The organism is Tardiphaga alba (assembly GCF_018279705.1).
Taxonomy (GTDB): Bacteria; Pseudomonadota; Alphaproteobacteria; order Rhizobiales; family Xanthobacteraceae; genus Tardiphaga; species Tardiphaga alba.
The window spans coordinates 2,715,868-2,738,099 of record NZ_CP036498.1 but is presented as its reverse complement, the minus strand read 5'-3'; the positions used below and the strand labels follow the sequence as shown (position 1 = coordinate 2,738,099).

At 62.3% G+C, this 22,232-nt stretch carries 16 protein-coding genes, 2 pseudogenes and 1 other annotated feature; of the genes and pseudogenes, 8 read left to right on the top strand and 10 right to left on the bottom strand.

Features of this window, described 5'->3' with window-relative positions:
- The first annotated feature begins 140 nt into the window (after window positions 1-140).
- A complete protein-coding gene (locus RPMA_RS12945) occupies window positions 141-1,298 on the top strand; it encodes a DUF6551 family protein (RefSeq protein ID WP_211913177.1) in 1,158 nt (385 codons plus the stop codon).
- Between the two features lie 143 nt (window positions 1,299-1,441).
- On the opposite strand, the gene RPMA_RS12940 is transcribed toward RPMA_RS12945, so the two are convergent.
- Complete coding sequence (locus tag RPMA_RS12940; protein ID WP_211913636.1) at window positions 1,442-4,228, bottom strand: bifunctional aconitate hydratase 2/2-methylisocitrate dehydratase; 2,787 nt, start codon at window positions 4,226-4,228, stop codon at window positions 1,442-1,444.
- A gap of 330 nt (window positions 4,229-4,558) precedes the next feature.
- Here RPMA_RS12940 and RPMA_RS12935 point away from each other — a divergent pair, with 330 nt between their 5' ends.
- From RPMA_RS12935 to RPMA_RS12925, 3 genes are read left to right on the top strand one after another with little or no spacing between them, the layout of a single operon-like run.
- Entirely contained in the window at window positions 4,559-4,801 is a 243-nt protein-coding gene (locus RPMA_RS12935; protein WP_211913176.1) for a type II toxin-antitoxin system Phd/YefM family antitoxin, read from the top strand.
- Window positions 4,801-5,226: a type II toxin-antitoxin system VapC family toxin gene (locus RPMA_RS12930; RefSeq protein WP_211913175.1), complete on the top strand. Its 426-nt coding sequence runs from the start codon at window positions 4,801-4,803 to the stop codon at window positions 5,224-5,226. The genes RPMA_RS12935 and RPMA_RS12930 overlap by 1 nt, the downstream gene beginning before the upstream one ends.
- A 42-nt stretch (window positions 5,227-5,268) precedes the next feature.
- The gene (locus tag RPMA_RS12925; protein ID WP_211913174.1) at window positions 5,269-6,105 is read left to right on the top strand and encodes a DUF3883 domain-containing protein; all 837 of its coding nucleotides are present in this window, start codon (window positions 5,269-5,271) and stop codon (window positions 6,103-6,105) included.
- Window positions 6,106-6,161: 56 nt separating this feature from the next.
- On the opposite strand, the gene guaA is transcribed toward RPMA_RS12925, so the two are convergent.
- The 7 genes and pseudogenes from guaA to guaB all read right to left on the bottom strand — a co-directional run bounded on the left by guaA (window position 6,162) and on the right by guaB (window position 15,096).
- Window positions 6,162-7,769, bottom strand: a complete 1,608-nt coding sequence (guaA, locus tag RPMA_RS12920) for a glutamine-hydrolyzing GMP synthase (RefSeq protein ID WP_211913173.1) — start codon at window positions 7,767-7,769, stop codon at window positions 6,162-6,164.
- A gap of 211 nt (window positions 7,770-7,980) precedes the next feature.
- The gene (locus RPMA_RS12915; protein WP_211913172.1) at window positions 7,981-9,465 is read right to left on the bottom strand and encodes a SulP family inorganic anion transporter; all 1,485 of its coding nucleotides are present in this window, start codon (window positions 9,463-9,465) and stop codon (window positions 7,981-7,983) included.
- Between the two features lie 100 nt (window positions 9,466-9,565).
- Window positions 9,566-9,621, bottom strand: a sequence feature (sul1 is cis-regulatory element that is thought to sense ions involved in sulfur or methionine metabolism; They are found in Alphaproteobacteria).
- Between the two features lie 104 nt (window positions 9,622-9,725).
- Window positions 9,726-11,029 (bottom strand): annotated as a pseudogene (locus tag RPMA_RS12910) (RsmB/NOP family class I SAM-dependent RNA methyltransferase).
- A 53-nt stretch (window positions 11,030-11,082) separates the two neighbouring features.
- Window positions 11,083-11,433: a hypothetical protein gene (locus tag RPMA_RS12905; protein ID WP_211913171.1), complete on the bottom strand. Its 351-nt coding sequence runs from the start codon at window positions 11,431-11,433 to the stop codon at window positions 11,083-11,085.
- 187 nt (window positions 11,434-11,620) lie between these two features.
- Window positions 11,621-12,645, bottom strand: a pseudogene (locus RPMA_RS12900) (NADP-dependent oxidoreductase).
- A gap of 156 nt (window positions 12,646-12,801) precedes the next feature.
- On the bottom strand, window positions 12,802-13,428 hold the full coding sequence (locus RPMA_RS12895) for a hypothetical protein (RefSeq protein ID WP_211913170.1): 627 nt from the start codon (window positions 13,426-13,428) through the stop codon (window positions 12,802-12,804).
- A gap of 180 nt (window positions 13,429-13,608) precedes the next feature.
- A complete protein-coding gene (gene guaB, locus RPMA_RS12890) occupies window positions 13,609-15,096 on the bottom strand; it encodes an IMP dehydrogenase (RefSeq protein WP_211913169.1) in 1,488 nt (495 codons plus the stop codon).
- Between the two features lie 337 nt (window positions 15,097-15,433).
- Here guaB and RPMA_RS12885 point away from each other — a divergent pair, with 337 nt between their 5' ends.
- The 3 genes from RPMA_RS12885 to RPMA_RS12875 are packed head-to-tail and all read left to right on the top strand — an operon-like array spanning window position 15,434 to window position 17,658.
- Window positions 15,434-16,924 carry an MFS transporter gene (locus RPMA_RS12885; protein WP_249225654.1) on the top strand — a complete coding sequence of 497 codons (1,491 nt, stop codon included), beginning with the start codon at window positions 15,434-15,436 and terminating at the stop codon, window positions 16,922-16,924.
- A 40-nt stretch (window positions 16,925-16,964) separates the two neighbouring features.
- Window positions 16,965-17,288, top strand: a complete 324-nt coding sequence (locus RPMA_RS12880; protein WP_211913168.1) for a type II toxin-antitoxin system HigB family toxin — start codon at window positions 16,965-16,967, stop codon at window positions 17,286-17,288.
- Window positions 17,278-17,658: a helix-turn-helix domain-containing protein gene (locus RPMA_RS12875; RefSeq protein WP_211913167.1), complete on the top strand. Its 381-nt coding sequence runs from the start codon at window positions 17,278-17,280 to the stop codon at window positions 17,656-17,658. Before RPMA_RS12880 ends, RPMA_RS12875 begins: the two co-directional genes overlap by 11 nt.
- On the opposite strand, the gene RPMA_RS12870 is transcribed toward RPMA_RS12875, so the two are convergent.
- Window positions 17,655-18,365, bottom strand: a complete 711-nt coding sequence (locus RPMA_RS12870) for an RlmE family RNA methyltransferase (protein WP_211913166.1) — start codon at window positions 18,363-18,365, stop codon at window positions 17,655-17,657. The two genes, RPMA_RS12875 and RPMA_RS12870, sit on opposite strands and share 4 nt — an antisense overlap.
- A 127-nt stretch (window positions 18,366-18,492) precedes the next feature.
- Window positions 18,493-19,560 (bottom strand): Ppx/GppA phosphatase family protein, encoded by a 1,068-nt coding sequence (locus RPMA_RS12865; RefSeq protein WP_211913165.1) that lies wholly within the window; start codon window positions 19,558-19,560, stop codon window positions 18,493-18,495.
- A 213-nt stretch (window positions 19,561-19,773) separates the two neighbouring features.
- Here RPMA_RS12865 and RPMA_RS12860 point away from each other — a divergent pair, with 213 nt between their 5' ends.
- Window positions 19,774-22,143, top strand: a complete 2,370-nt coding sequence (locus RPMA_RS12860; protein WP_211913164.1) for a xanthine dehydrogenase family protein molybdopterin-binding subunit — start codon at window positions 19,774-19,776, stop codon at window positions 22,141-22,143.
- The last annotated feature ends 89 nt before the right edge of the window (window positions 22,144-22,232 follow it).

The following is a 22,232-nucleotide window of genomic DNA, read 5'->3' as shown; positions in this document are numbered from 1 at the left end:
TTTCATAAAACGAATGCCCAGATATATAGGATCAGGATCCCGTCTCTTGGAAGTCGCCAAACCTTCATTGAGCGGTCTCCTCTCATCGTCATCGTCACCACGCGACCGCAATTCTGCGGCCGACAACGGATGGATAAGCGATGACGACAGATCAGCGTTATTCAGTAAATTCAGAGGGTAGCGATATCCGCGCTTGGACACATGGCAGCCTCCCGATGCCCGATTGGGTGCCACAGCACATGGCCGGCGGCATCCAGACAAACGGAACATTCTCAATCGAAACTGAATTGGGCAAGGCTCGTGTTCATCCGGGCAACGTGATCATCGAAAGAAATCAAAACGTTTGGGTTCGCACGATCGAGGAAGCAGTCGAGTTTATTGAGGCTTTGAAGCTGAGCGCCGAGCCAGCGCTTATGACTATCGGCCCCGGAAAGGTACACCAATTTGGAGGCGCGAGAAGCAATAAAAGTAAAGCAAAAACAGTCAACGGCAACGTATCCCAACGCCGTCAGCGATTTGAGCCGCCCGTAGGATCGCAGCCATCGATCGAATGGATACATTTACATCGCCTGTCTGTTGACAATGCCTACCAGCGATCAACTAACAATGCCGCTTCGCGCAGATTGATCACAAGCATATCCACCAAGTTCGACTGGCGGCTATGCGCTCCACTCGTTGTAGCCCGTCGCACCGACGACACTCTTACGATTATCGACGGACAACACCGATGGATGGCCGCTTGCGAGCGGGACGACATCCCTCAACTTCCTTGCTGCATCTTCAGATATGACAGCAGAGAAGAAGAAGCGCGCATGTTCATTTTGGCGAACCGCGCACGAAAGCCAATAAATCGTCTGGATGACTACTATGCCGCTGTGGCCGCCGCAGACGAAGACGCGCTTGAAATGCAGCAATTGGTTCTTGATGCAGGTCTAAGCATTGCCCGCAATACGTCATCGACAGCATGGCAACCGGGTGAACTTGCCTTTACCTCATCCATCTCTAGGGCAATCCGCAGATTTGGACCTGCAATAACCTCCGCTGCCCTCACTAACATGGCAGAAGCATTTCCTGGCCAGAAGATGTCGCACGGTGGGGCAATATTCGGCGGTCTCGTTCGCATTATCTCCCGTCCAGCAACTGACTTCGACCCTGATCGCCTTTTGAGTGCGCTTCAAACTCGAACGGCAGACGAGTGGGGATTGTTCACTGCCGGGCTGAAAGGGGGAGACACAAGAGTCATGGCTCTTCACAAGGCGATAATGGACGCATATCACGATCAAGCGTCATCGAGTTAAAGCAGAGCGGTGGGCACTGGCCCTCTCGTCATAGCAATCCGAAAAGCGGCTTCGACTTGCTCCTTTCGAAGCTGGTCCTCACAAAAGAAAACGGCGCGGCAGTTCGCCTGCCGCGCCGTTTTTAACAGTCTATAGTCTCGCCCTTAGTAATGAACCGACGCGCCCATGGCACCGGACTTCGGCGGGGCGAACTTTGTCAATTCAATGCCTTCGACCGCGGCCTTGTATTCGTCAGCGCTCGGCGTGCGGCCAAGGATCGCCGACAGCACCACCAGCGGGGTCGAGGCGAGCAGCGATTCACCCTTCTTCTCGGCGGTGTCTTCCACCACGCGGCCCTGGAACAGGCGGGTCGAGGTGGCGAGAACCGTATCGCCCTTCTCCGCCTTTTCCTGGTTGCCCATGCACAGGTTGCAGCCCGGGCGCTCGAGATACAGGATGTTTTCGTATTCGGTGCGGTTGGCAGTCTTCGGCTTCACGTCATCGAATTCGAAGCCCGAATACTTCTGCAGGATTTCCCAATCCCCTTCGGCCTTCAGCTCGTCGATGATGTTGTAGGTCGGCGCGGCGACGACCAGCGGCGCCTTGAACTCGACCTTGCCTTCGGCCTTTTCCAGGTTCTTCAGCATCTGGGCGACGATCTTGATGTCGCCCTTATGCACCATGCAGGAGCCGACGAAGCCGAGATCGACCTTTTTGGTGCCGCCGTAATAGGAGACCGGACGGATCGTGTCGTGGGTGTAGCGACGCGACACGTCGGCATTGTTGACGTCGGGGTCGGCGATCATCGGCTCGTCGATGATGTCGAGATCGACGACGACTTCGGCAAAATACTTCGCATTGGCATCCGGCGTCAGCGCGGGCTTCTCGCCCGAGCGGATCTCGGCGATGCGCGCATCGGCCTTGGCGATCAGGCCCTTCAGAGTCTGGGCGGGATTGTCCATGCCCTTGTCGATCATGATCTGGATGCGCGACTTGGCGATCTCCAGCGACTCGATCAGCGTTGCATCCTGCGAGATGCAGATCGACGCCTTGGCCTTCATCTCGGCCGTCCAGTCGGTAAAGGTGAAGGCCTGGTCAGCCAGCAGCGTGCCGATATGCACTTCGATGATGCGGCCCTGGAAGACGTTGTCGCCGCATTGCGCGAGCATCTGCGCCTGGGTCGCGTGAACGACGTCGCGGAAATCCATATAGGGCTTCATGCTGCCCTTGAAGGTGACCTTGACCGATTGCGGGATCGGCATGGTCGCCTCGCCGGTCGCCAGCGCCAGCGCCACGGTGCCGGAATCCGCACCGAAGGCGACGCCCTTGGACATGCGGGTGTGGCTGTCGCCGCCGATGATGATGGCCCAATCGTCCACGGTGATGTCGTTCAGCACCTTGTGAATGACGTCGGTCATCGCATGATAGCTGCCTTTCGGATCGCGCGCGGTGATCACGCCAAAATTGTTCATGAAGCTCATGAGCTTCGGAATGTTCACCTGGGCCTTCTTGTCCCACACCGAAGCGGTGTGGCAGCCCGACTGATAGGCGCCGTCCACGAGCGGCGAGATGACGGTGGCCGCCATCGCTTCCAGCTCCTGGGCGGTCATGAGGCCGGTGGTGTCCTGCGAGCCGACGATGTTCACCTTCACGCGCACGTCGGAGCCGGCATGCAGCACCTTGCCCGGCGTCACGCCGACGGCGTTGCGGTTGAAGATCTTTTCCACCGCGGTCAGGCCCTGGCCCTCGACGGTGATTTCCTTGTTCGGCGCGAACACCGGCGTGGCTTCGACGCCAAGCGTCTCGGCCGCAAAGGTCTGCAGCTTCTTGCCGAAAACGATGGCATAGGACGAGCCCGCCTTCATGAACTCCATCTTCTGCGGCGTGAAGGCGGCGGCGACGTCCACCAGCTCGTTGCCGGCTTCGTCGCGCAGCTTCTTGCCCTTGGCGTCGAGCTTCAGCACGGTGCCGGTCGCCACCGAATATTTCTGCTCGAGGATCGGGTTGCCTTCGTTGTTGAGCAGCGGCTTACCGTCATCACCGAGCTTCTTGACCCAGTTCTTGAGATTGACACCGATGCCGCCAGTCACGTCCACCGTGGTCGCGAAGATCGGCGAAATGCCGTTGGTGCCGGCGACGATGGGCGCGAAATTGACGAAGGGCACATAGCGGCTGGCCTGCTTGCCGGTCCACAGCGCCACGTTGTTGACGCCGGACATGCGCGACGAGCCGACGCCCATCGTGCCCTTCTCGGCGATCATCATCACGCGCTTGTCCGGGTGCTGCTTCTGCAGCGCCACGATTTCCTGCTGCGCGGCGGGTGTCATCATGCACTGGCCGTGCAGTTCGCGGTCCGAGCGCGAATGCGCCTGGTTGCCGGGCGACAGCAGGTCCGTCGAGATATCGCCTTCAGCAGCGATGTAAGTGACGACCTCGATCTCGTCGGCGACATCCGGAAGGTTGGTGAAGAACTCGGCCTTGGCGTAGCTTTCGAGCACGCTCTTGGCGACGGCATTGCCGGCCTTGAAGGCATCGCGCAGCCGGAACATGTCGGCGTCGTAGAGGAACACCTGGGTCTTGAGGACCTCGCCGGCCTTGACGGCCAAAGCGGCGTCATCGCCGAGTGCAACGTCGAGCAGCACCTTGATCGAGGGGCCGCCCTTCATGTGCGACAGCAGTTCGAGCGCGAAATCCGGCGTGATTTCCGCGACCTTGGTGGCGCCCAAAATGATCTGCTTGAGGAACCCGGCTTTCACGCCGGCTGCGCTCGTGGTGCCCGGCAGCGTGTTGTAGATGAAGAATTTCAGCGCATCCGCGCGCTCTGCATTGCCGGCATCGGCAATCAAGGCGGTGATTTCGGCGGTCAGCGCGCCATCATCGATCGGTTTGGGAGCGAGGCCCTGAGCTTTTCTGCTTTCGATCTCAGCGAGGTAATCGGAATAAAGGCTCATCGTCATCCCAACGTCATGAGGCGGTTGACGCTGTAAACGCAGCGCCACCAACCATTTTTGTTAAAACGGGTCTAAAGGCGTATCGGGCATCGAGTACGTCAATCGCGACCGACTGACAAGATACTGCAATGCAGTAAAAATAGTCCTTTAGAAACAGGATTCAACGGTGTGGATGGTGATGCCACAGGCACCGGCTGGCGAGGCGCAGGACGGTGCCGCGTAGCATGCGGAATCGGGTCCCAGGCGGGCGGTCCGGACGCTCTGGTTGCCGACACTGGAATCATTCCTCGACCCGTGCTAAATGACCATGTAGATGGTCAGGAGAGCGACGTGAACGCGATCAATCTGGCGGATGCAAAAGCCCATCTGAGCGAGCTAGTCGATCGGGTTGAGGCCGGCGATTCCATCGAGATCACCCGCCGCGGGAAGCCGGTCGCCCGGCTCACGACCGTCGCGACACCGCGCAAGGCGATCGATGCCGCCCTGCTCCAGTCCCTGACAGCAAACATGCCGCCGCAGACGGAGAACGCCGCCGATCTGGTTCGATCGATGCGCGACGGCGACCGCTTCTGATGCTGTATCTGGACACGTCGCTGATCGTCGCGGCGCTCTCCAACGAGGCGATGACACCGCGTGTCCAGCACTGGTTGGCCGAACAGGATCCCACGCAACTTCTGATCAGCGACTGGACCATCACCGAGATGTCCTCGGCTTTTGCCTTGAAGCTGCGAAGCGCGCAGATCAATCCCCAGCAGCGCGCCGCGGCGCTGGCGATGTTCAGCAGACTGGTGGCCGATAGTTTTACGGTACTGCCTGTAACGGGCTCACACTTCCGGACCGCGGCAAGGTTTGTCGATCAACACGCGCTCGGACTGCGCGCTGGCGATGCGCTGCATCTCGCCGTCGCCGCGGAGTATGGGGCAACCGTGCAGACACTGGATCAGCGATTGGCTGTGGCCGGGCCGGTGCTGGGTGTGATGACGAAGTTGCTCGCATGATCCAAACTATAACTGACCGCATCGCACGCGACCAGGCAACCAATGGCCGGTAATTGGACCGACACGCAAAACGATGTGATCGTCGCAGATTACTTTGCGATGCTCGCTCATGACATCGCAGGTCAACTCTACAGCAAAGCCGAGCATAATCGCCTTTTGCAGGCGGCGATCAACCGTCCCCGCGGATCCATAGAGTACAAGCATCAAAACATCAGTGCGGTACTAAAAGGCCTCGGCGAGGATTGGATCCCGGGCTACAAGCCCGCTTTTAACTTCCAGGCGTCGCTCGTTGATGCGGTAGTGCGCTGGCTCGATCTTCATCCTGGTTGGTCAACTCCAGCGTCGCAAATAGGAACAGGCGCTTTGCCGCTTGAATTTGGGGAAAAAGCAATGCTGTGGATCGGCCCACCACCGACGCAGAGCAACATGCCTCCTCCCGATGAACTTGAGCAGATGAGCGCGATTGCCCGAAAGTTTGACGTAGCCGAACGCGACGCCCGCAATCGGGCGCTTGGCCGTGCGGGTGAAGAGCGCATCCTAGCCCATGAGCACGCAACTCTAAGAAACGCAGGCCGAACAGATTTAGCCGAGCGCATCCGTTGGGTCTCACATCTCGATGGTGATGGCGCCGGATACGATATTCAAAGTTTCGAGACTAACGGCGATGACCGCTTGCTTGAGGTGAAGACGACCAATGGATGGGATCGCACTCCCTTTCACATCACGCGAAACGAGCTAGCGGTCGCCGAGGCTCGAAAAGACTGGCGGCTTGTGCGATTGTGGAATTTCAGACGGGAGCCAAGAGCCTTCGAATTGGCACCGCCGTTACAAGCCCACGTGTCATTGATGGCGACTAGCTTTCAGGCCAGTTTTCTCTGACGGGAAACGACCATAGGCGGCAGATTTACTGCCGCCTATGAAAACCGATTACCGCACTACTCCCACTCAATCGTCCCCGGCGGCTTGCTCGTGATGTCATACACCACGCGGTTCACGCCCTTCACCTCGTTAATGATGCGCGTCGCCGTCTCGCCCAAAAACTTCATGTCGAAGGCATAGAAGTCCGCGGTCATGCCGTCCGTTGACGTCACGGCGCGGAGGCCGACGACGTATTCGTAGGTGCGGCCGTCGCCCATGACGCCGACGGTCTTCACGGGCAGCAGTACGGCAAAGGCCTGCCAGATGGTGTCGTAGAGACCAGCCTTGCGGATCTGGTCGATATAGACGGCATCGGCTTCGCGCAGGATGTCGAGTTTTTCGCGGGTGATCTCGCCGGGGCAGCGGATGGCGAGGCCGGGGCCCGGGAACGGATGGCGGCCGACAAAGATGTCGGGCAGACCGAGTTCGCGGCCGAGGTCGCGCACTTCGTCCTTGAAGAGTTCACGCAGCGGCTCCACCAGCTTCATGTTCATGCGCGCGGGCAAGCCGCCCACATTGTGATGCGACTTGATGGTCACCGACGGGCCGCCGGTGAAGGAGACGCTCTCGATCACGTCGGGATACAGCGTGCCCTGCGCGAGGAAATCCGCGCCGCCGATCTTCTTGGCCTCGGCATCGAACACGTCGATGAACAGGCGGCCGATGGTCTTGCGCTTCACTTCGGGATCGGTGACGCCTTCGAGCTCGCCGAGGAACTGTTTTGACGCATCCACATGCACGAGCGGGATATTGTAGTGGCCGCGGAACAGATCCACGACGGTCTTGCCCTCGTCCTTGCGCAGCATGCCGTGATCGACGAACACGCAAGTGAGCTGATCACCGATCGCTTCATGGATCAGCACGGCCGCGACAGCGCTATCGACGCCGCCGGACAGGCCGCAGATCACCCTGCCCTTGCCGACCTGGGCGCGGATCTTCTCGATCGCTTCCTCGCGGAAGGCGCGCATGGTCCAGTCGCCGGTGAAGCCGGCCACCTTGCGCACGAAGTTACGGATGATCTTGGCACCATCCGGCGTATGCGCGACTTCCGGATGGAACTGCATCGCGTAGAACTTGCGGACGTCGTCGGCGATCACCGAGATCGGTGAGCCCGGCGCTTTCGCCACGCCGCGAAAACCTTCCGGCAGCTTGGTGACGCGGTCGCCATGGCTCATCCAGACGTCGTATTTGCCGCCCTTCTCCCACACGCCTTCGAACAGCGGGCAGTCGTCGGTGATCTCGATGGTGGCGCGGCCGAATTCGCGGTGATGCCCGCCCTCGACGGTGCCGCCGAGCTGCTGCGCCATGGTCTGCTCGCCGTAGCAGATGCCCAGCACCGGCACGCCGGCGGTGAGGATCGACAGCGGAACCGCGGGCGCGTCCTTGTCGAGCACCGAAGCCGGGCCGCCGGACAGGATCACGGCTTTCGGCTTCATCTCGGCAAAGGCGGCCTCCGCCTTGTTGAACGGGACGATCTCGGAATAGACGCCGTCCTCGCGCACCCGGCGCGCAATCAGCTGCGTCACCTGGGAGCCGAAATCGACGATCAGAATCTTGTCATGCTCGGCACCCACATGGGCGGAGTGGGCCGAGGACGGAAGCTGGGATGTGCTGGGGGCTGTCATAGCGAGGAATTACGCGACGAAAGGCTGGTTCGCAAGGGTTCAAGGTCTGAATCCCCATGCAGGATAGTGAGAGCCGTCATCCTGAGGTGCCGGCGCGTAGCGCCGGCCTCGAAGGACGGCGGCGGGAAACTGTGTAGCCAAGCCAGCATCCTTAGAGGCCCGGCGAATAGGCCGGGCACCTCAGGATGACGGGGAGTTTGGGTGTTTTGGCCTAGTGCCCGGCCCCGCCCAGCGCCGCCCCGGCCTTGTCATGGGTGCCCAGTCTTTCCACCAGCGTCCTGGTGGCCTCGTTCATGCCGATCACCTCGACCGGAATCCCGTGATGGCGGAACTTGAGAACCACGCGGTCCAGCGCATTGACGCTGGTGATGTCCCAGAAATGCGCCGCCGAGAGGTCGATCACGACGCCTTCAAGGTCCTCCTCGCGGAAATCGAACGCGGTGTGGAACGCCTCGGCCGTGGCGAAGAAGATCTGGCCGGTGACGGTATAGATGCGCACCAACGCCCCCTCCGCGCGCACGGACGTGACGCCGAACAGTTTTGTCACCTTGTGGGCGAAGAACAGTCCGCTGAGGATGACGCCGAACAGCACGCCCTTGGCGAGATCATGGGTGGCCACCACGACCACGACGGTGCCGAGCATCACCACGCTGGATGATTTCGGATGGGTCAGCAGGGTGCGGACGGATTTCCATTGAAACGTATTGATCGAGACCATGATCATGACGGCAACCAGCGCCGCCATCGGGATCTGCGCCACGTAAGGCCCGAGCACGACGATCAGGAACAGCAGGAATGCGCCGGCCCATAGCGTCGAGAGCCGTCCGCGGCCGCCGGAAGAGACGTTGATCACCGACTGGCCGATCATCGCGCAGCCGGCCATGCCGCCGAGAAAGCCCGAGGTGATGTTCGCCGCGCCCTGCCCGGCACATTCGCGGTTCTTGTCCGATGTCGTGTCGGTCATCTCGTCGATGATCGCTGCGGTCATCAGGCTTTCCAGCAGGCCGACCATGGCGATGGCGAAGGATGTCGGGAAGATGATCCACAGCGTCTCCAGCGTGAACGGCACCTGCGGGAGCGCGAAGAACGGCAGCTCATTGGGCAGCGCGCCCATGTCGCCGACAGTGCGGATGCCGAAGCCGAAATACATGGATGCTGCGGTGAGCAGCACGATGGTCACCAGCGGCGATGGCACGGCTTTGGTGATGTATGGCAAGCCATAGATGATCGCGAGGCCGATGGCGGTCATCGCATAGACCGTGGGGCCGCGGCCCAGCAGCTCGGGCATCTGCGCCATGAAAATCAGGATCGCCAGCGCATTGACGAAGCCGGTGACCACCGAGCGTGAGACGAAACGCATCAAGGTGCCGAGCCGCATCAGGCTGGCGATGATCTGGATGATGCCGGTGAGGATGGTGGCAGCAAAGAGGTAGTTGATGCCGTGCTCTTTCACGAGACCGACCATCAGCAGCGCGGTGGCGCCGGTCGCTGCCGAGATCATGGCCGGCCGCCCGCCGGCAAAGGCGGTGACGACGGCGATACAGAAGGAGGCATAGAGGCCGAGCTTGGGATCGACGCCGGCGATGATCGAAAAGGCGATTGCTTCGGGAATGAGCGCGAGGGCGACAACGGTGCCCGCGAGCAATTCACGGGTGATGTTCGGAGCCCATTCGCTCCGCAGATGAACCATATCCATGGTGATGTGTGAACTTTCTTGTCTCAGGCGTGAAAGACGCGTGAGGCGCGCAAAAAGGCTGACGGCCGCGATGGGTCCGTATGTAAAGGCCAGGATTTTGCGTTGTCCGGCGGGTCGGCGGCCGGAAGAGCCACCCGGATTTGCACCGGGTCCGAGAGAATGAGCGGAGAGTAACGGAGACGAAGGTGCGGCGCAATCTATGAGCCATCATCCTTCGAGGCCCCAGCGACCACGCCGGGCACCTCAGGATGACGGTGGAGCTAGGTGCTCTGGCGGTTCAACACGCTCACGAAAAACCCGTCCGTCCCGTCTTCCGCGGCGTCATTAGCAGCCCCTCCGGCGACTGATACGTCGCAGCGGCGAAAGCATCGGCCTTGTCCCACAGCGCCGACACCACCTGCTCTGCCGGCGCGACGGCGAAGCCGGAATGGCGGGCCAGAAAACCCTTCACCTGTTCGCGGTTTTCCTGCGGCAGCACCGAGCACGTGACATAGGCGATGCGGCCGCCCGGCTTCACGAATTGCACGGCGCGGTCGAGCACCTCCTGCTGGTCCTTGATGCGGACCTCCAGCGCGCCCGGGCGCATGCGCCACTTGGCATCGGGATTGCGGCGCCAGGTGCCGGTGCCCGTGCAGGGCGCATCGATCAGGACCAGATCGGCGGAAGCGCGGATATCGGATAGCGGATCCTCGTCGCCCTTCGGCGTGCGGATATCGGCATTGTGGATGCCCGCGCGCGACAGGCGTTCGTGGATCGGCGCCAGCTGACGCTTGTCGGCGTCAGTTGCAATGAGACGGCCCTTGCCCTGCATCATGGCGCCGAGCGCCAGCGTCTTGCCGCCGGCACCCGCGCAGAGATCGATCACCTGCTCGCCGGGCTTGGCGCCCGAGAACAGGGCCGCGAGCTGCGAGCCCTCGTCCTGCACCTCGATGCCGCCCTTGATGAAATCCTCCTCGGCGTGAACGCCGGGATTGCGTGCGTCGGCGCCGAGCGCGATGCGCAGGCCGAGCGGCGACCACGGCGTCTCGGTCGCACCGAGATGCTTGAGCGAGGCCAGCGCCTTCTCGCGCTTGCTCTTCAACGTGTTGACGCGCAGATCGAGCGGCGCGCGGCTGGCCATGGCGACGGCCTCGGCCACGCGGTCATCGCCGAACACATCGGCAAGCTGAGCATCGAGCCATTCGGGATAATCGCCGGCGATGTGCGCCGGTGCGCCTTCGGCAGTCCGCGTCTCCAGCGCCTTGCGCTCGGCATCGCTGAGCTGCGCCGGTGCGAAGCGGCTGCCGTCGCACATGGCAGCGATCGCCTCGGCATCCATGCCGCGCTCCAGCTTGAGCATGCCGAGCACGCGCGAACGCGACGTCTCATCCTCCATCACCCAGGCGCTGGAGGCGCGACGGCGTAGCACGTCCCAGACGAGGCCCGCAATGCCGGCGCGATCGCCGGAGCCCGCGAAGCGATGCGCGGTGCCCCACTCCTTCAACGCCTTGGCGGCGGGAATGCGCTGGGTATCGATGGCATCGATGACCTCGATGGCAGCAGTCAGGCGGGCGGCGGGTGTCATGGCGATCTTTCAGTCCAGAGAATCGGCGCCGCCCCAGCCCTCCGGCATAAGCCTCACAGCAGGAGCAGCATCCGCAGCGCGAAGTAGAACCACATGGCCAGCAATACAAGCGCGCTGGCGATCCAGGCCTGCGATCCCCTGTTGGCGGCGAAGAAACCGGCGCCGACGAAGCGAGCCACCACGAATACCCAGGACAGGCAGACCAGCGCCAGATCGATTTTTCGCAGCGGCAGACCGAGGGCAATCAGCGCGTAAAACAGGAGATCGAGCTGCGGCGCGGTATTGGGCAGCTCGCGGGCGTCATTGCGCCCGACGCCGCCGCTGCGCAAGCCCGTAACGAAAAACATGCCCAGCGTAATCGCCACCAGGACGAAAACCGGCAACAGGACCATTTGAACAGACATCGACATTCCCTTCAGCCCGCCGGCGATGCGCCGGCTTCCGGGAACTGGAACCCGCGAGGATGCGGTCGGGTTCCATGTCGCTTCGTTTCGTCATGGCCGGGCTTGTCCCGGCCATCCACGTCTTCTCGCATTCGGGTCCAGACGTGGATCCCCGGGACAAGCCCGGGGTCGACGATGGAGGATCGCGCTATGCCTTGTCCGGCCCGACGCGCACCAGCTGCTTGCCAAAATTCTGGCCCTTCAGCAGGCCCATGAAGGCGGTCGGTGCGCTGTCCAGTCCTTCGGTGACATATTCGCGATACTTCACCTTGCCCTCGCGCACCCACTGCCCATGTCGCGCAGGAAATCGCCATGCATGGAGGCGAAATCGCGGACGATGAAGCCACGGAAGTTCAGGCGCTTGGTGAGCACGTTGCGCATCATCGCGCCCGCCCATTTCGGCGCCGTCGAACTCGTGTCGTTATATTGCGCGATCAGGCCGCAGACCGGAATACGCGCGAAGAAGTTGAGCAGCGGAAACACCGCCTCAAACACATCGCCGCCGACATTCTCAAAATACACGTCGATGCCATCGGGACATGCGTCCTTAAGCTTCGCTGCGAAATTGGGATCGCGGTGATCGATGCAGGCGTCGAAGCCGAGTTCTTCCACCACATAGCGGCACTTGTCCGCGCCGCCGGCAATGCCGATCGCCTTGGCGCCCTTGATCTTCGCGATCTGGCCGACCGCCGATCCCACCGCGCCCGAGGCGGCAGCCACCACCACCGTCTCGCCCGGCTTCGGATCGCCGATGGCGAGAAGCCCCGTGTAAGCCGTCATGCCCGGCATGCCGAGAATGCCGACAGCGGTGGAGATCGGCGCCAGTTTCGGATCGATCTTGCGCAGGCCCTTGCCGTCGGAAATGGCATGCGTCTGCCAGCCCGAATGCGACAGCACGATATCGCCGGCAGCAAAGCCCGGATTGTTCGAGGCGATCACCTCGCAGACGGTGCCACCTTCCATCACCCCATCCACCGGCACCGGTGCAGCGTAGGACGGACCGTCATTCATGCGCCCGCGCATATAGGGATCGAGCGATAGCCAGATCGTGCGGAGCAGCACTTCGCCCTCGCCCGGCTTCGGCACGGCAAAGTCCTCCATGCGGAAATTCGACGGGCCGGGTTCGCCATGGGGGCGTGATGCGAGAACGACGCGTTTGGCCGATGCGGACATGGATGTTTCCTCCTGCTTCTTGTTGTGATGAACGCCGGACACAAAAACGCGGCCCGCGATGATCGCGCGCCGCGTTCAATCCGTAAACCCGTCTGTTTTACTGGCGCATGATCTGATCCGAAAACCGGAAGCCGCTTTTCGGGATCATGCGCGGTATCAGGCAGCGATCTTCGCCAGCACGGCATCGAATGCCGCAGCGGCGCTGTCGAGATCCTTGAAGGACAGGCCCCCATCGGCCGACTGCTTCTGCGCCGGCGTTGCGGTCGGGCGGATTTCCGCCACCGGCTTGCCGCCATCGAGCATGGTCAGCGGCGCAATCACCTGGAATTCGTGGCTCTCGAGCGGCTGATCCTTGAGCAGGAACACGCTGAGCGTGACGATATCCTTGCCGCGGCGATAGGAGATGTAGCGATCCACGGCCACCGAGCCGTCACGCTGCATGCCGCCGAGTTTTGCGGAGCCCTTGGAATCGAGCAGCTTGTGGGCCTTGAAGCCCTTCACGCCTTCGGACTTCGCCTTGGCGGTCGCTTCCGAGAGATCGTATTTCTCGGCCAGCGTCTTGCCGACGGCGGCGATCTGGTCGGCCATGTCGTGTTCGAATTGCTTGGCCTCCGAGCGCGGCTGGCCGATGCGGCGCGGCTTGTCGGCATTGCGCTTGGCGAGTTCAGCACTGCAGAGTTCGGCCAGAGCGGCGACGTCGCGCTTCAGGGCGTTCTCGCGCAGGTTCTTGATCTGCGGGGTTTCGAGAGCCGCAACGCGCTCTTCGGTCCATTCGATGGCCATGAAAGTCTCCAATGTGCTTGGCAAAATGCGGGCGAGCGGTACCGCGTTAGGCGGCACCGGGAAAGGTCCAAACGCGCGCAAGCAATCGGCCGCACGCGTATGAGGCGAATACGGGTGTTTTCTGGACCATTCATGCGGCCCAATTTAGGCAGGAAAAGCTGAGCTTTTCCCGTGAGTTCCTCAACGGCCGCCCGGATAGTTCGGGCTTTCGCGGGTGATGGTCACGTCGTGGACGTGGCTTTCACGCAGGCCGGAGCTGGTGATGCGGACGAATTCGGCCTTTTCGGCGAATTCGGTCAGGGTCTTGGCGCCCACATAGCCCATGGCGGCGCGCAGGCCGCCGGCAAGCTGGTGGACGACATTGCCGACCGGCCCCTTGTAAGCTACCTGCCCCTCGATGCCTTCCGGCACCAGCTTCAGCGTGTCCTTGATGTCCTGCTGGAAGTAGCGGTCGGCCGAGCCGCGGGCCATGGCGCCCACCGACCCCATGCCGCGATAGGCCTTGTAGGAGCGGCCCTGCCACAGGAACACTTCGCCGGGGGTCTCGTCGGTGCCGGCCAGCAGCGAGCCGACCATGGCGATATCGGCACCGGCAGCGAGTGCCTTGGCGAGGTCGCCGGAGAACTTGATGCCGCCATCGGCGATCACCGGGATGTCGGCCTTCTTGGCCGCTTCCACCGCATCCATGATGGCGGTGAGCTGCGGCACGCCGACGCCGGCCACGATGCGCGTGGTGCAGATCGAGCCCGGGCCGATACCGACCTTCACGGCATCCGCGCCGGCATCGATCAGCGCCTGCGTCGCTTCGGTGGTGGCGACATTGCCGGCGATCACCTGCACGGCATTGGAGATCCGCTTGATGCGGTTCACCGCTTCCAGCACGCGGACCGAATGGCCATGCGCGGTATCGACGACGATGATATCGACGCCGGCATCGATCAGGCGCTCGGTGCGCTCATAGCCGCCGTCACCGACGGTGGTCGCGGCGGCAACGCGCAGGCGGCCCTGCGCGTCCTTGCTGGCCAGCGGATGCGCCACGGCCTTGTCCATGTCCTTCACGGTGATCAGGCCGACGCAACGATACTGGTCGTCCACCACCAGCAGCTTCTCAATACGATGCTTGTGCAGCATGCGCTTGGCTTCGTCCTGGCTCACGCCCTGACGCACCGTCACGAGATTTTCGTGGGTCATCAGTTCGGAAATCTTCTGGTCCGGATTGGTGGCGAAGCGGACGTCGCGATTGGTGAGGATGCCGACCAGCTTGCCCGGCACATTCGGCGACGCGCCGGTGACCACCGGAATGCCCGAGAAACCGTGCTCGTTCATCAGCGCGAGGGCTTCGGAGAGCTTGGCATCCGGCCTGATGGTGAGCGGGTTCACCACCATGCCGCTTTCATACTTTTTCACCTGGCGGACCTGCGCGGCCTGCCCTTCCGGGTCGAAATTGCGATGGATGACGCCGAGGCCACCGGCCTGCGCCATGGCAATCGCCATCTTGGCTTCGGTGACCGTGTCCATGGCCGAGGCCATGATGGGGATGTTCAGCGGCACGGCGCGGGTGGCGCGGGAGCGGATGTCGGCATCCGACGGCAGGATGTCCGACAGGCCGGGCTTCAGCAGCACGTCGTCGAAGGTGAATGCTTCGCGAATTTTGGTGACGACAGCCATGGCCAACTCCGTTCAGCGGCGAGCGCCGCGCGTGAAACTGAGGATGCACCAAAGCGGCGGCGGTGCATCACCGTCGCCGACTCTTGACCCTCAACATAGGATTGGCGGTGGTCGATAGCATGCTGCCCTGCGGAATCAAAGTGTTTGGCAGCCATGCACAGGGATTTTTACCGACGGTATTCGCACCGCCCTGGCCGGCCTCCGTTCTTCACGGGACCGTCATTAAGGCAGCCGCAGAGCGCAATGGCCCGCCCGGGCCATGGTGTTAAAGCGCGCTGACAAAGATCAGGAAGAATCGACAAGAATCCGCACCAGCCAGCCGGGATCACCTCGCCGCATGATGTCCAAGGAACGTTTGATCCCGCTGATCGTCGCCGCCGCACTCTTTATGGAGAACATGGACTCCACGGTGATCGCGACATCGCTGCCGGCGATTGCCGCCGATATCGGTACCAGCCCGCTGACGTTGAAACTGGCGATCACCTCCTACCTGCTCTCCCTCGCCGTGTTCATCCCCGCCTCCGGCTGGACCGCCGACCGGTTCGGCGCACGCACCGTGTTCTCCGTCGCTATCGGCGTGTTCATGGTCGGCTCGATCGGCTGCGCGCTGTCGCAGACGGTGACGCATTTCGTCGTCGCGCGCATCATCCAGGGTTTAGGGGGCGCGATGATGACGCCGGTGGGGCGTCTCGTCTTGGTGCGCTCCATCGACAAGGCCGGCCTCGTCAATGCGATGGCGTGGATGTCGGTCCCTGCATTGATCGGGCCCGTGATCGGACCGCCGCTCGGCGGCTTCATTACCACTTACGCCTCGTGGCACTGGATTTTTCTGATCAATATCCCGATCGGCTTTCTCGGCATCTATCTGGCGCAGCGCTATATCGATCCGATCAAGTCGGACAATCCCGAGCGTTTCGACCTGCTCGGCCTCGTGCTGGCCGGCGTCGGCCTTGCCGGCATTGCCTTCGGCCTTTCGGTCGCCGGCCTTAATCTGCTGCCATGGGAGATCATCGCCGCGCTGCTGATCATCGGCACCGTCTCGATGGTGCTCTATCTCATCCATGCCAAGCGCACGGCCTCGCCGGTGCTAGACTTCTCGCTGATGCGCTATGCGACGCTGCGTGCGGCGATCATCGGCGGCTTCCTGTTCCGCCTCGGCATCGGCGCGCTGCCGTTCCTGCTGCCGCTGATGATGCAGATCGGTTTCGGCCTGTCGCCGTTCCAGTCCGGCATGGTCACCTTCGGCTCGGCGGTCGGCGCCATGGGCATGAAGACGCTGGCGACACGCATCATCCGCGCCTTCGGCTTCCGCAATGTGATGACCGTGAATGCGCTCGTCAGCTCGGTCTTCCTCGCGGTCTGCGCGCTGTTCACGATCTCCACGCCGCTGACACTGATCCTCTTGATCCTGCTGGTCGGCGGCTTCTTCCGCTCGCTCGAATTCACCGCCATCAACACGGTGGCGTTTGCGGAAGTCGAGCCGGCGCAACTCAGCCGCGCCACCACGCTCACCGCAGTCGCCCAGCAACTCTCGATTTCTGCCGGCGTCGCCATCGGCGCGTTCAGCGTGGAGAGCACGATGGTCTGGCGCGGCATGACGGAGCTTTCGGCCGGCGATTTTGCGCCAGCCTTCCTCGTGGTGGCGCTGATATCAGCCACATCTGCCTGGTTCTTCTGGCAGATGCCTGCCGATGCTGGCGCAGAAATCTCCGGCCGCAAAGCCGTCGATATCGCCAGCCGCAAGGGCGAGAAGAAAGGCGCAGAGCACGCCGCCGCCAAGGCCGCCAGCGAGACGACGGAAGATACGCGCGATCAGCGACTGGGGTAAAACTATTGCTCCCATATTGGGAGCATGATAATTTGTGTCCATGAGGGTCATTGCCCGTAGCACCTTGCTGAGGTTCGTCGCCTCTCTGGCTGGCCACAGAGATCAGCCGGCGGTGAAGGCTGCGCTCGATGCCTGGTTTGACGAAGTCAGCAAGGCCGAGTGGAAGACAACCGCTGACATCAAACGTCGTTACGTTACCGCGAGCATCGTCACTTCAGAGCGGATCGTCTTCAACATCAAAGGCAACGACTATCGCCTCGTCGTGTCGGTCAATTTCAACGCGGCGACAGTCTGGATCAAATGGCTCGGCACTCACAAAGCCTATGACAAGATCGACGTAACCAAGGTGCAGCATGACAAATGACCTGAAGCCGATCCGAAGCGAGAGCGACCATGAAGCTGCAATGGCTGAGGTCGAGCGCCTTTGGGGCGCCGAAAGCGGAACACCGGATGGCGACCGGCTCGATCTACTGATCACATTGATCGATGCTTACGAGAGCCGCGCCTATCCGATGGACACGCCCGATCCGATCGATGCCATTCAGTTTCGAATGGAGCAGCTTGGCTTGACGCGCAAGGATCTCGAACCGCTGATCGGCACGCGCGCCCGTGTTGCTGAAATCATGAACCGCAAACGCGGACTGTCCATCGACATGATCCGCCGCTTGCACAAAGAGCTCGGTATTTCAGCCGAAGTGCTGATCCGCCCGACGCGTAACGAGGAAGCGGCTTAGTCTTCCGCCTCTTCGTCGCTCGTCCCGCCCGGCGTGCCGCGAAAACCCATCGCCAACACATAACGCTCGGATGAATCCTTGCGGCTCGAAGCCGGCTTCACATGTTTCACCGTCGCGAAGTCGCGCTTGAGCTGGGCCATCAGCGCGGCATCGGCACCGCTCTGGAAGACTTTTGCGATGAAGGTGCCGCCGGGCTTGAGCACGTCGGCTGCGAAGGCGGCCGCATCCTCGACCAGTCCGACGATGCGGAGTTGGTCGGTCTTGCGGTGGCCGGTGGTGTTAGCCGCCATGTCGGACATCACGACGTCGGCGAGGCCGCCCATCATTTCCTTCAGTTTGTCCGGCGCGTCGTTTTCAAGAAAATCCATCTGCGCAAACGTGACGCCGACGATCTCGGGCATCTCCAGAAGATCGATGGCAATCACCTGCCCGCGCCCTTCGGCGGAGCCGACACGGCGCGCGGCGATCTGGCTCCAGCCGCCGGGTGCTGCGCCGAGATCGACGACGGAGGCGCCCGGCTTCAGGAAGCGGTGCTTGTCGTCCATCTCGATGATCTTGTAGGCCGCGCGCGAGCGCAGGCCGTCTTTCTTGGCTTGCTGCACATAGGGATCGTTGAGTTGCCGTTCCAGCCAGAGCTTTGACGACAGTTTCAGCCTGCCGGCACTCTTGACCTGGACGCGCATGCGGCCGGTACTGTCTTTTGCCATCGGTAAATGCTTGCTTTCGGGTTTGGCGCGTCTCTTAACACGGCCCGCCGCAAAAGCCGAACCGGTCCTATTTCGGTTGGAGCATGATCCTGTCCGAAAACCGGTACCCACTTTTCGGGATCATGCTCTACGACGTCCGGATCACCCCGTCCTCGCGCATCATTTCCACCAGCATGCCCTCCCGCAGGCCGCGATCGGCGACGCGGAGTCGCGGGAGCGGGAACACGGCACGGATGGCGTCGAGAATGGCACAGCCGCACAGGACCAGATCGGCGCGGTCGGGGCCGATGCACTGGTTGGCGGCGCGCTCGGCATAGCCCATGCCCATCAGCTTCGTGATGGTCGCATCGAGCTCGGCATTGTCGAGCCAGATGCCGTCGATGCGGCGCCGGTCGTAGCGCTGCAGGCCCTGATGGATACCGGCCAGCGTCGTCACCGTGCCCGACGTGCCGAGCAAATGCATGCCGTCGAGATCGACGCCGTGCTCCGCCGCGAACGGCGCCACATGCTGCGCGACTTCGGCGATCATCAGGTCATAGGAGTCGCGGGTGACATTCTTGCCGCCGAACTTTTCCGCCAGCGTGACGACGCCGAGCGGGATCGACATCCACGCCTTGATCAACGGCCGTCCGTTCGGATCGGCGGCATCGCGCTCGATGCGCACCAGCTCCGATGAACCGCCGCCGATATCGAACAGGATCGCGCCCTTGCCTTTCGGGTCGATCAGCGGCGAGCAGCCGATCACCGCGAGACCCGCTTCGGTCTCGCGGTCGATGATCTCCAGCGTGATGCCCGTCGCCTCGGCGACACGGCTAAGGAATTCGTCGGAATTGGATGCCGCGCGACACGCTTCCGTTGCGATCAGGCGCAGGCGCGTCGCATCGCGGGCGCGAATCTTGTCGCGGCAGATGCTCAGGGCCGAAATGGCGCGATTGATCGCGGCATCGGAAATCAGACCCGATGTCGATACGCCCTCGCCGAGCCTGATGATCCGCGAAAACGAATCGATCACGCGAAAGCTGTCGCCGGTGGGCGCGGCGATCAGCAGGCGGCAATTATTGGTGCCGAGATCAAGCGCGGCATAGACGGCCGGATTGACCGCATCGCTCGCGCGCGCAGCCACCACAACCCCTTGCTCCAATCCCTGCACCTCAACCGGCTCCGGCGAAGCGCGGAGCCGCGTGGTGTCATCCATCTAACAGGTCTTTCCGCGGCCAAAGCCCGAAGACTCGGGGCCGACATGGAAACCATTCTCACGGAAACTTTAGCAGGGCACGGGATTGGCGCAACCTTCGCACCCGCGCCATGCCCAATCGGACGTTGTGACGCCCGGTCAGGCGTCCTATTTCAGGTCATTCCCCGGTGGACCGCGAGCCCACTGGTCCCTGACAGTCAAATGGACGTCCCCATGCAGGATTTTACCGGCTCCCGCGACAATTCCATTGCGATGCAAAAATACGGGGTCGGCCAGCCCGTCCGGCGCAAGGAAGACGATACACTGGTGCGCGGCAAGGGCCGTTACACCGACGATCTTCATCTGCCCGGCCAACTCCATGCCTGGGTGGTTCGCAGCCCGCATGCTCATGGCGTCATCCGCAAGATCGACACCGAGGCGGCCCGGGCGATGCCCGGCGTCCATGGCATCTGGACCGGCGCCGATATTGCCGAGGCCAACTACAAGCCTTTCACGGTCGGCATCCCGATGAAGAACCGCGATGGCTCGCCGCTGCTGCAGACCAATCGGCAGGCGCTGATGACAGATCGCGTGCGCTATGTCGGCGATCCCGTCGCCTTCGTCGTCGCCGAAACGCTCGCACAGGCCCGCGATGCCGGCGAAGCCATCGACCTCGACATCGAGCCGCTGCCCGCGGTGACGTCGGCTGAGGAAGCGACCATGCCGGGCGCTCCGCAGCTCTATGAGCACATCCCGAACAATGTCGCGCTCGACTATCACTATGGCGATGCCGACGCGATCGAGGCGGCTTTCGCCTCCGCTGCGCACGTGACAAAACTCGATATCGAAAACACCCGCGTCGCCGTCGTGTCGATGGAGCCGCGCTGTGCGTTAGCGTCGTTCGACAAGAAGACCGATCGCTACATCCTGCAAGTGCCGACGCAAGGCGTCTCCGGCAATCGCGCGACGCTGGCGCGCCATCTCAATGTGCCCGCCGAGAAGGTGCGCATTCTCACCGGCAATGTCGGCGGCTCCTTCGGCATGAAGAATGTGAGCTATCCCGAATATATCTGCCTGCTGCATGCGGCGAAGGAATTGGGCAAGCCGGTGAGATGGCTCGATGAGCGCTCGTCCAGCTTTCTGTCTGATAGCCATGGCCGCGCGCAACAGATCCATGCCGAGCTCGCGCTCGACAAGGACGGCAAGTTTCTCGCCGCGCGCGTCTCCGGCTACGGCAATCTCGGTGCCTATATCACCGGCGTCTCACCGCTGCCGCTGTCGCTCAACACCGGCAAGAATCTGCCCAGCGTCTATCGCACGCCGCTGATCGGCGTCGATATCAAATGCGTGGTCACCAACACCACGCTGATGGGCGCCTATCGCGGCGCCGGACGCCCCGAAGCGAATTATTTCATGGAGCGCCTGATCGACCGCGCAGCAGACGAGATGGGCATCGACCGACTGACGCTGCGCAAGCGCAATTTCATCAAGCCATCGCAACTGCCTTTCGCCGCAGCCTCCGGCGTCACCTATGACAGCGGCGATTTCCAGGGCGTCTTCGACAAGGCGCTGGCGATTTCAGACCATGCGAGCTTCGCCAAGCGCAAACGCGAGGCCAAGAAGAACGGCAAGCTGCGCGGCATTGCCGTCGGCTCCTATCTCGAAGTCACAGCACCACCTTCGCCCGAACTCGGCAAGGTGACCTTCGAGCCCGATGGCACCGTGACCATCACCACGGGTACGCTGGATTACGGCCAGGGCCATGCGACGCCATTTGCGCAGGTGCTGTCGGAACGGCTCGGCGTGCCCTTTGATGCGATCCGGTTGCAGCAGAATGACAGCGATCTCGTGCGCACCGGCAATGGCACCGGCGGCTCGCGCTCCATCACCGCATCGGGCCAGGCGATCGTCGAAGCGTCCGATCTCGTCATCGCCAAGGGCAAGAGCGCCGCGGCACATCTGATGGAAGCATCCGAGGCGGATATCGAATTCGAGGACGGACGCTTTACGATTGCCGGCACCGATCGGTCCATCGACATCATGGAGCTGTCGCAGCGCCTGCGTGACGGCAAGCTGCCCGAGGGCGCGCCGGAGACACTCGATGTCGATCACGCCAGCGAGGGCCCGCCATCGACCTTCCCCAATGGCTGCCATGTGGCGGAAGTGGAGATCGATCCGGACACCGGCGTGCTCTCCATCGTGCGCTACAGCGCGGTGAATGACTTCGGCACCATCGTCAATCCGATGATCGTCGCCGGACAATTGCATGGCGGCGTCGCGCAGGGCATCGGCCAGGCGCTGATGGAGAAGGTCAGCTACGATGCATCGGGCCAGCCGATCACCGGCTCCTTCATGGACTACGCATTGCCCCGCGCCGGCGACATTCCGCCGATGGCCATCGGCGATCACCCCTCGCCGGCCACGACCAATCCGCTCGGCACCAAAGGCTGCGGCGAAGCCGGCTGCGCCGGCAGCCTCGCCACCGTCGTCAATGCCGTGGTGGATGCGCTCAGCGACTACGGCGTGACGCATCTCGACATGCCACTGACATCGGAGAGGATCTGGCGCGCGATCCAGGACGGGAAGGCGGCGAAGGTGGCGTGATGTGACACGCGGAGCTGATGGCCTCCCTCCCCGGAGCGCAGCGAATGGGGAGGGTGGCGCGTAGCGCCGGGTGGGGTCCATCCCCACTT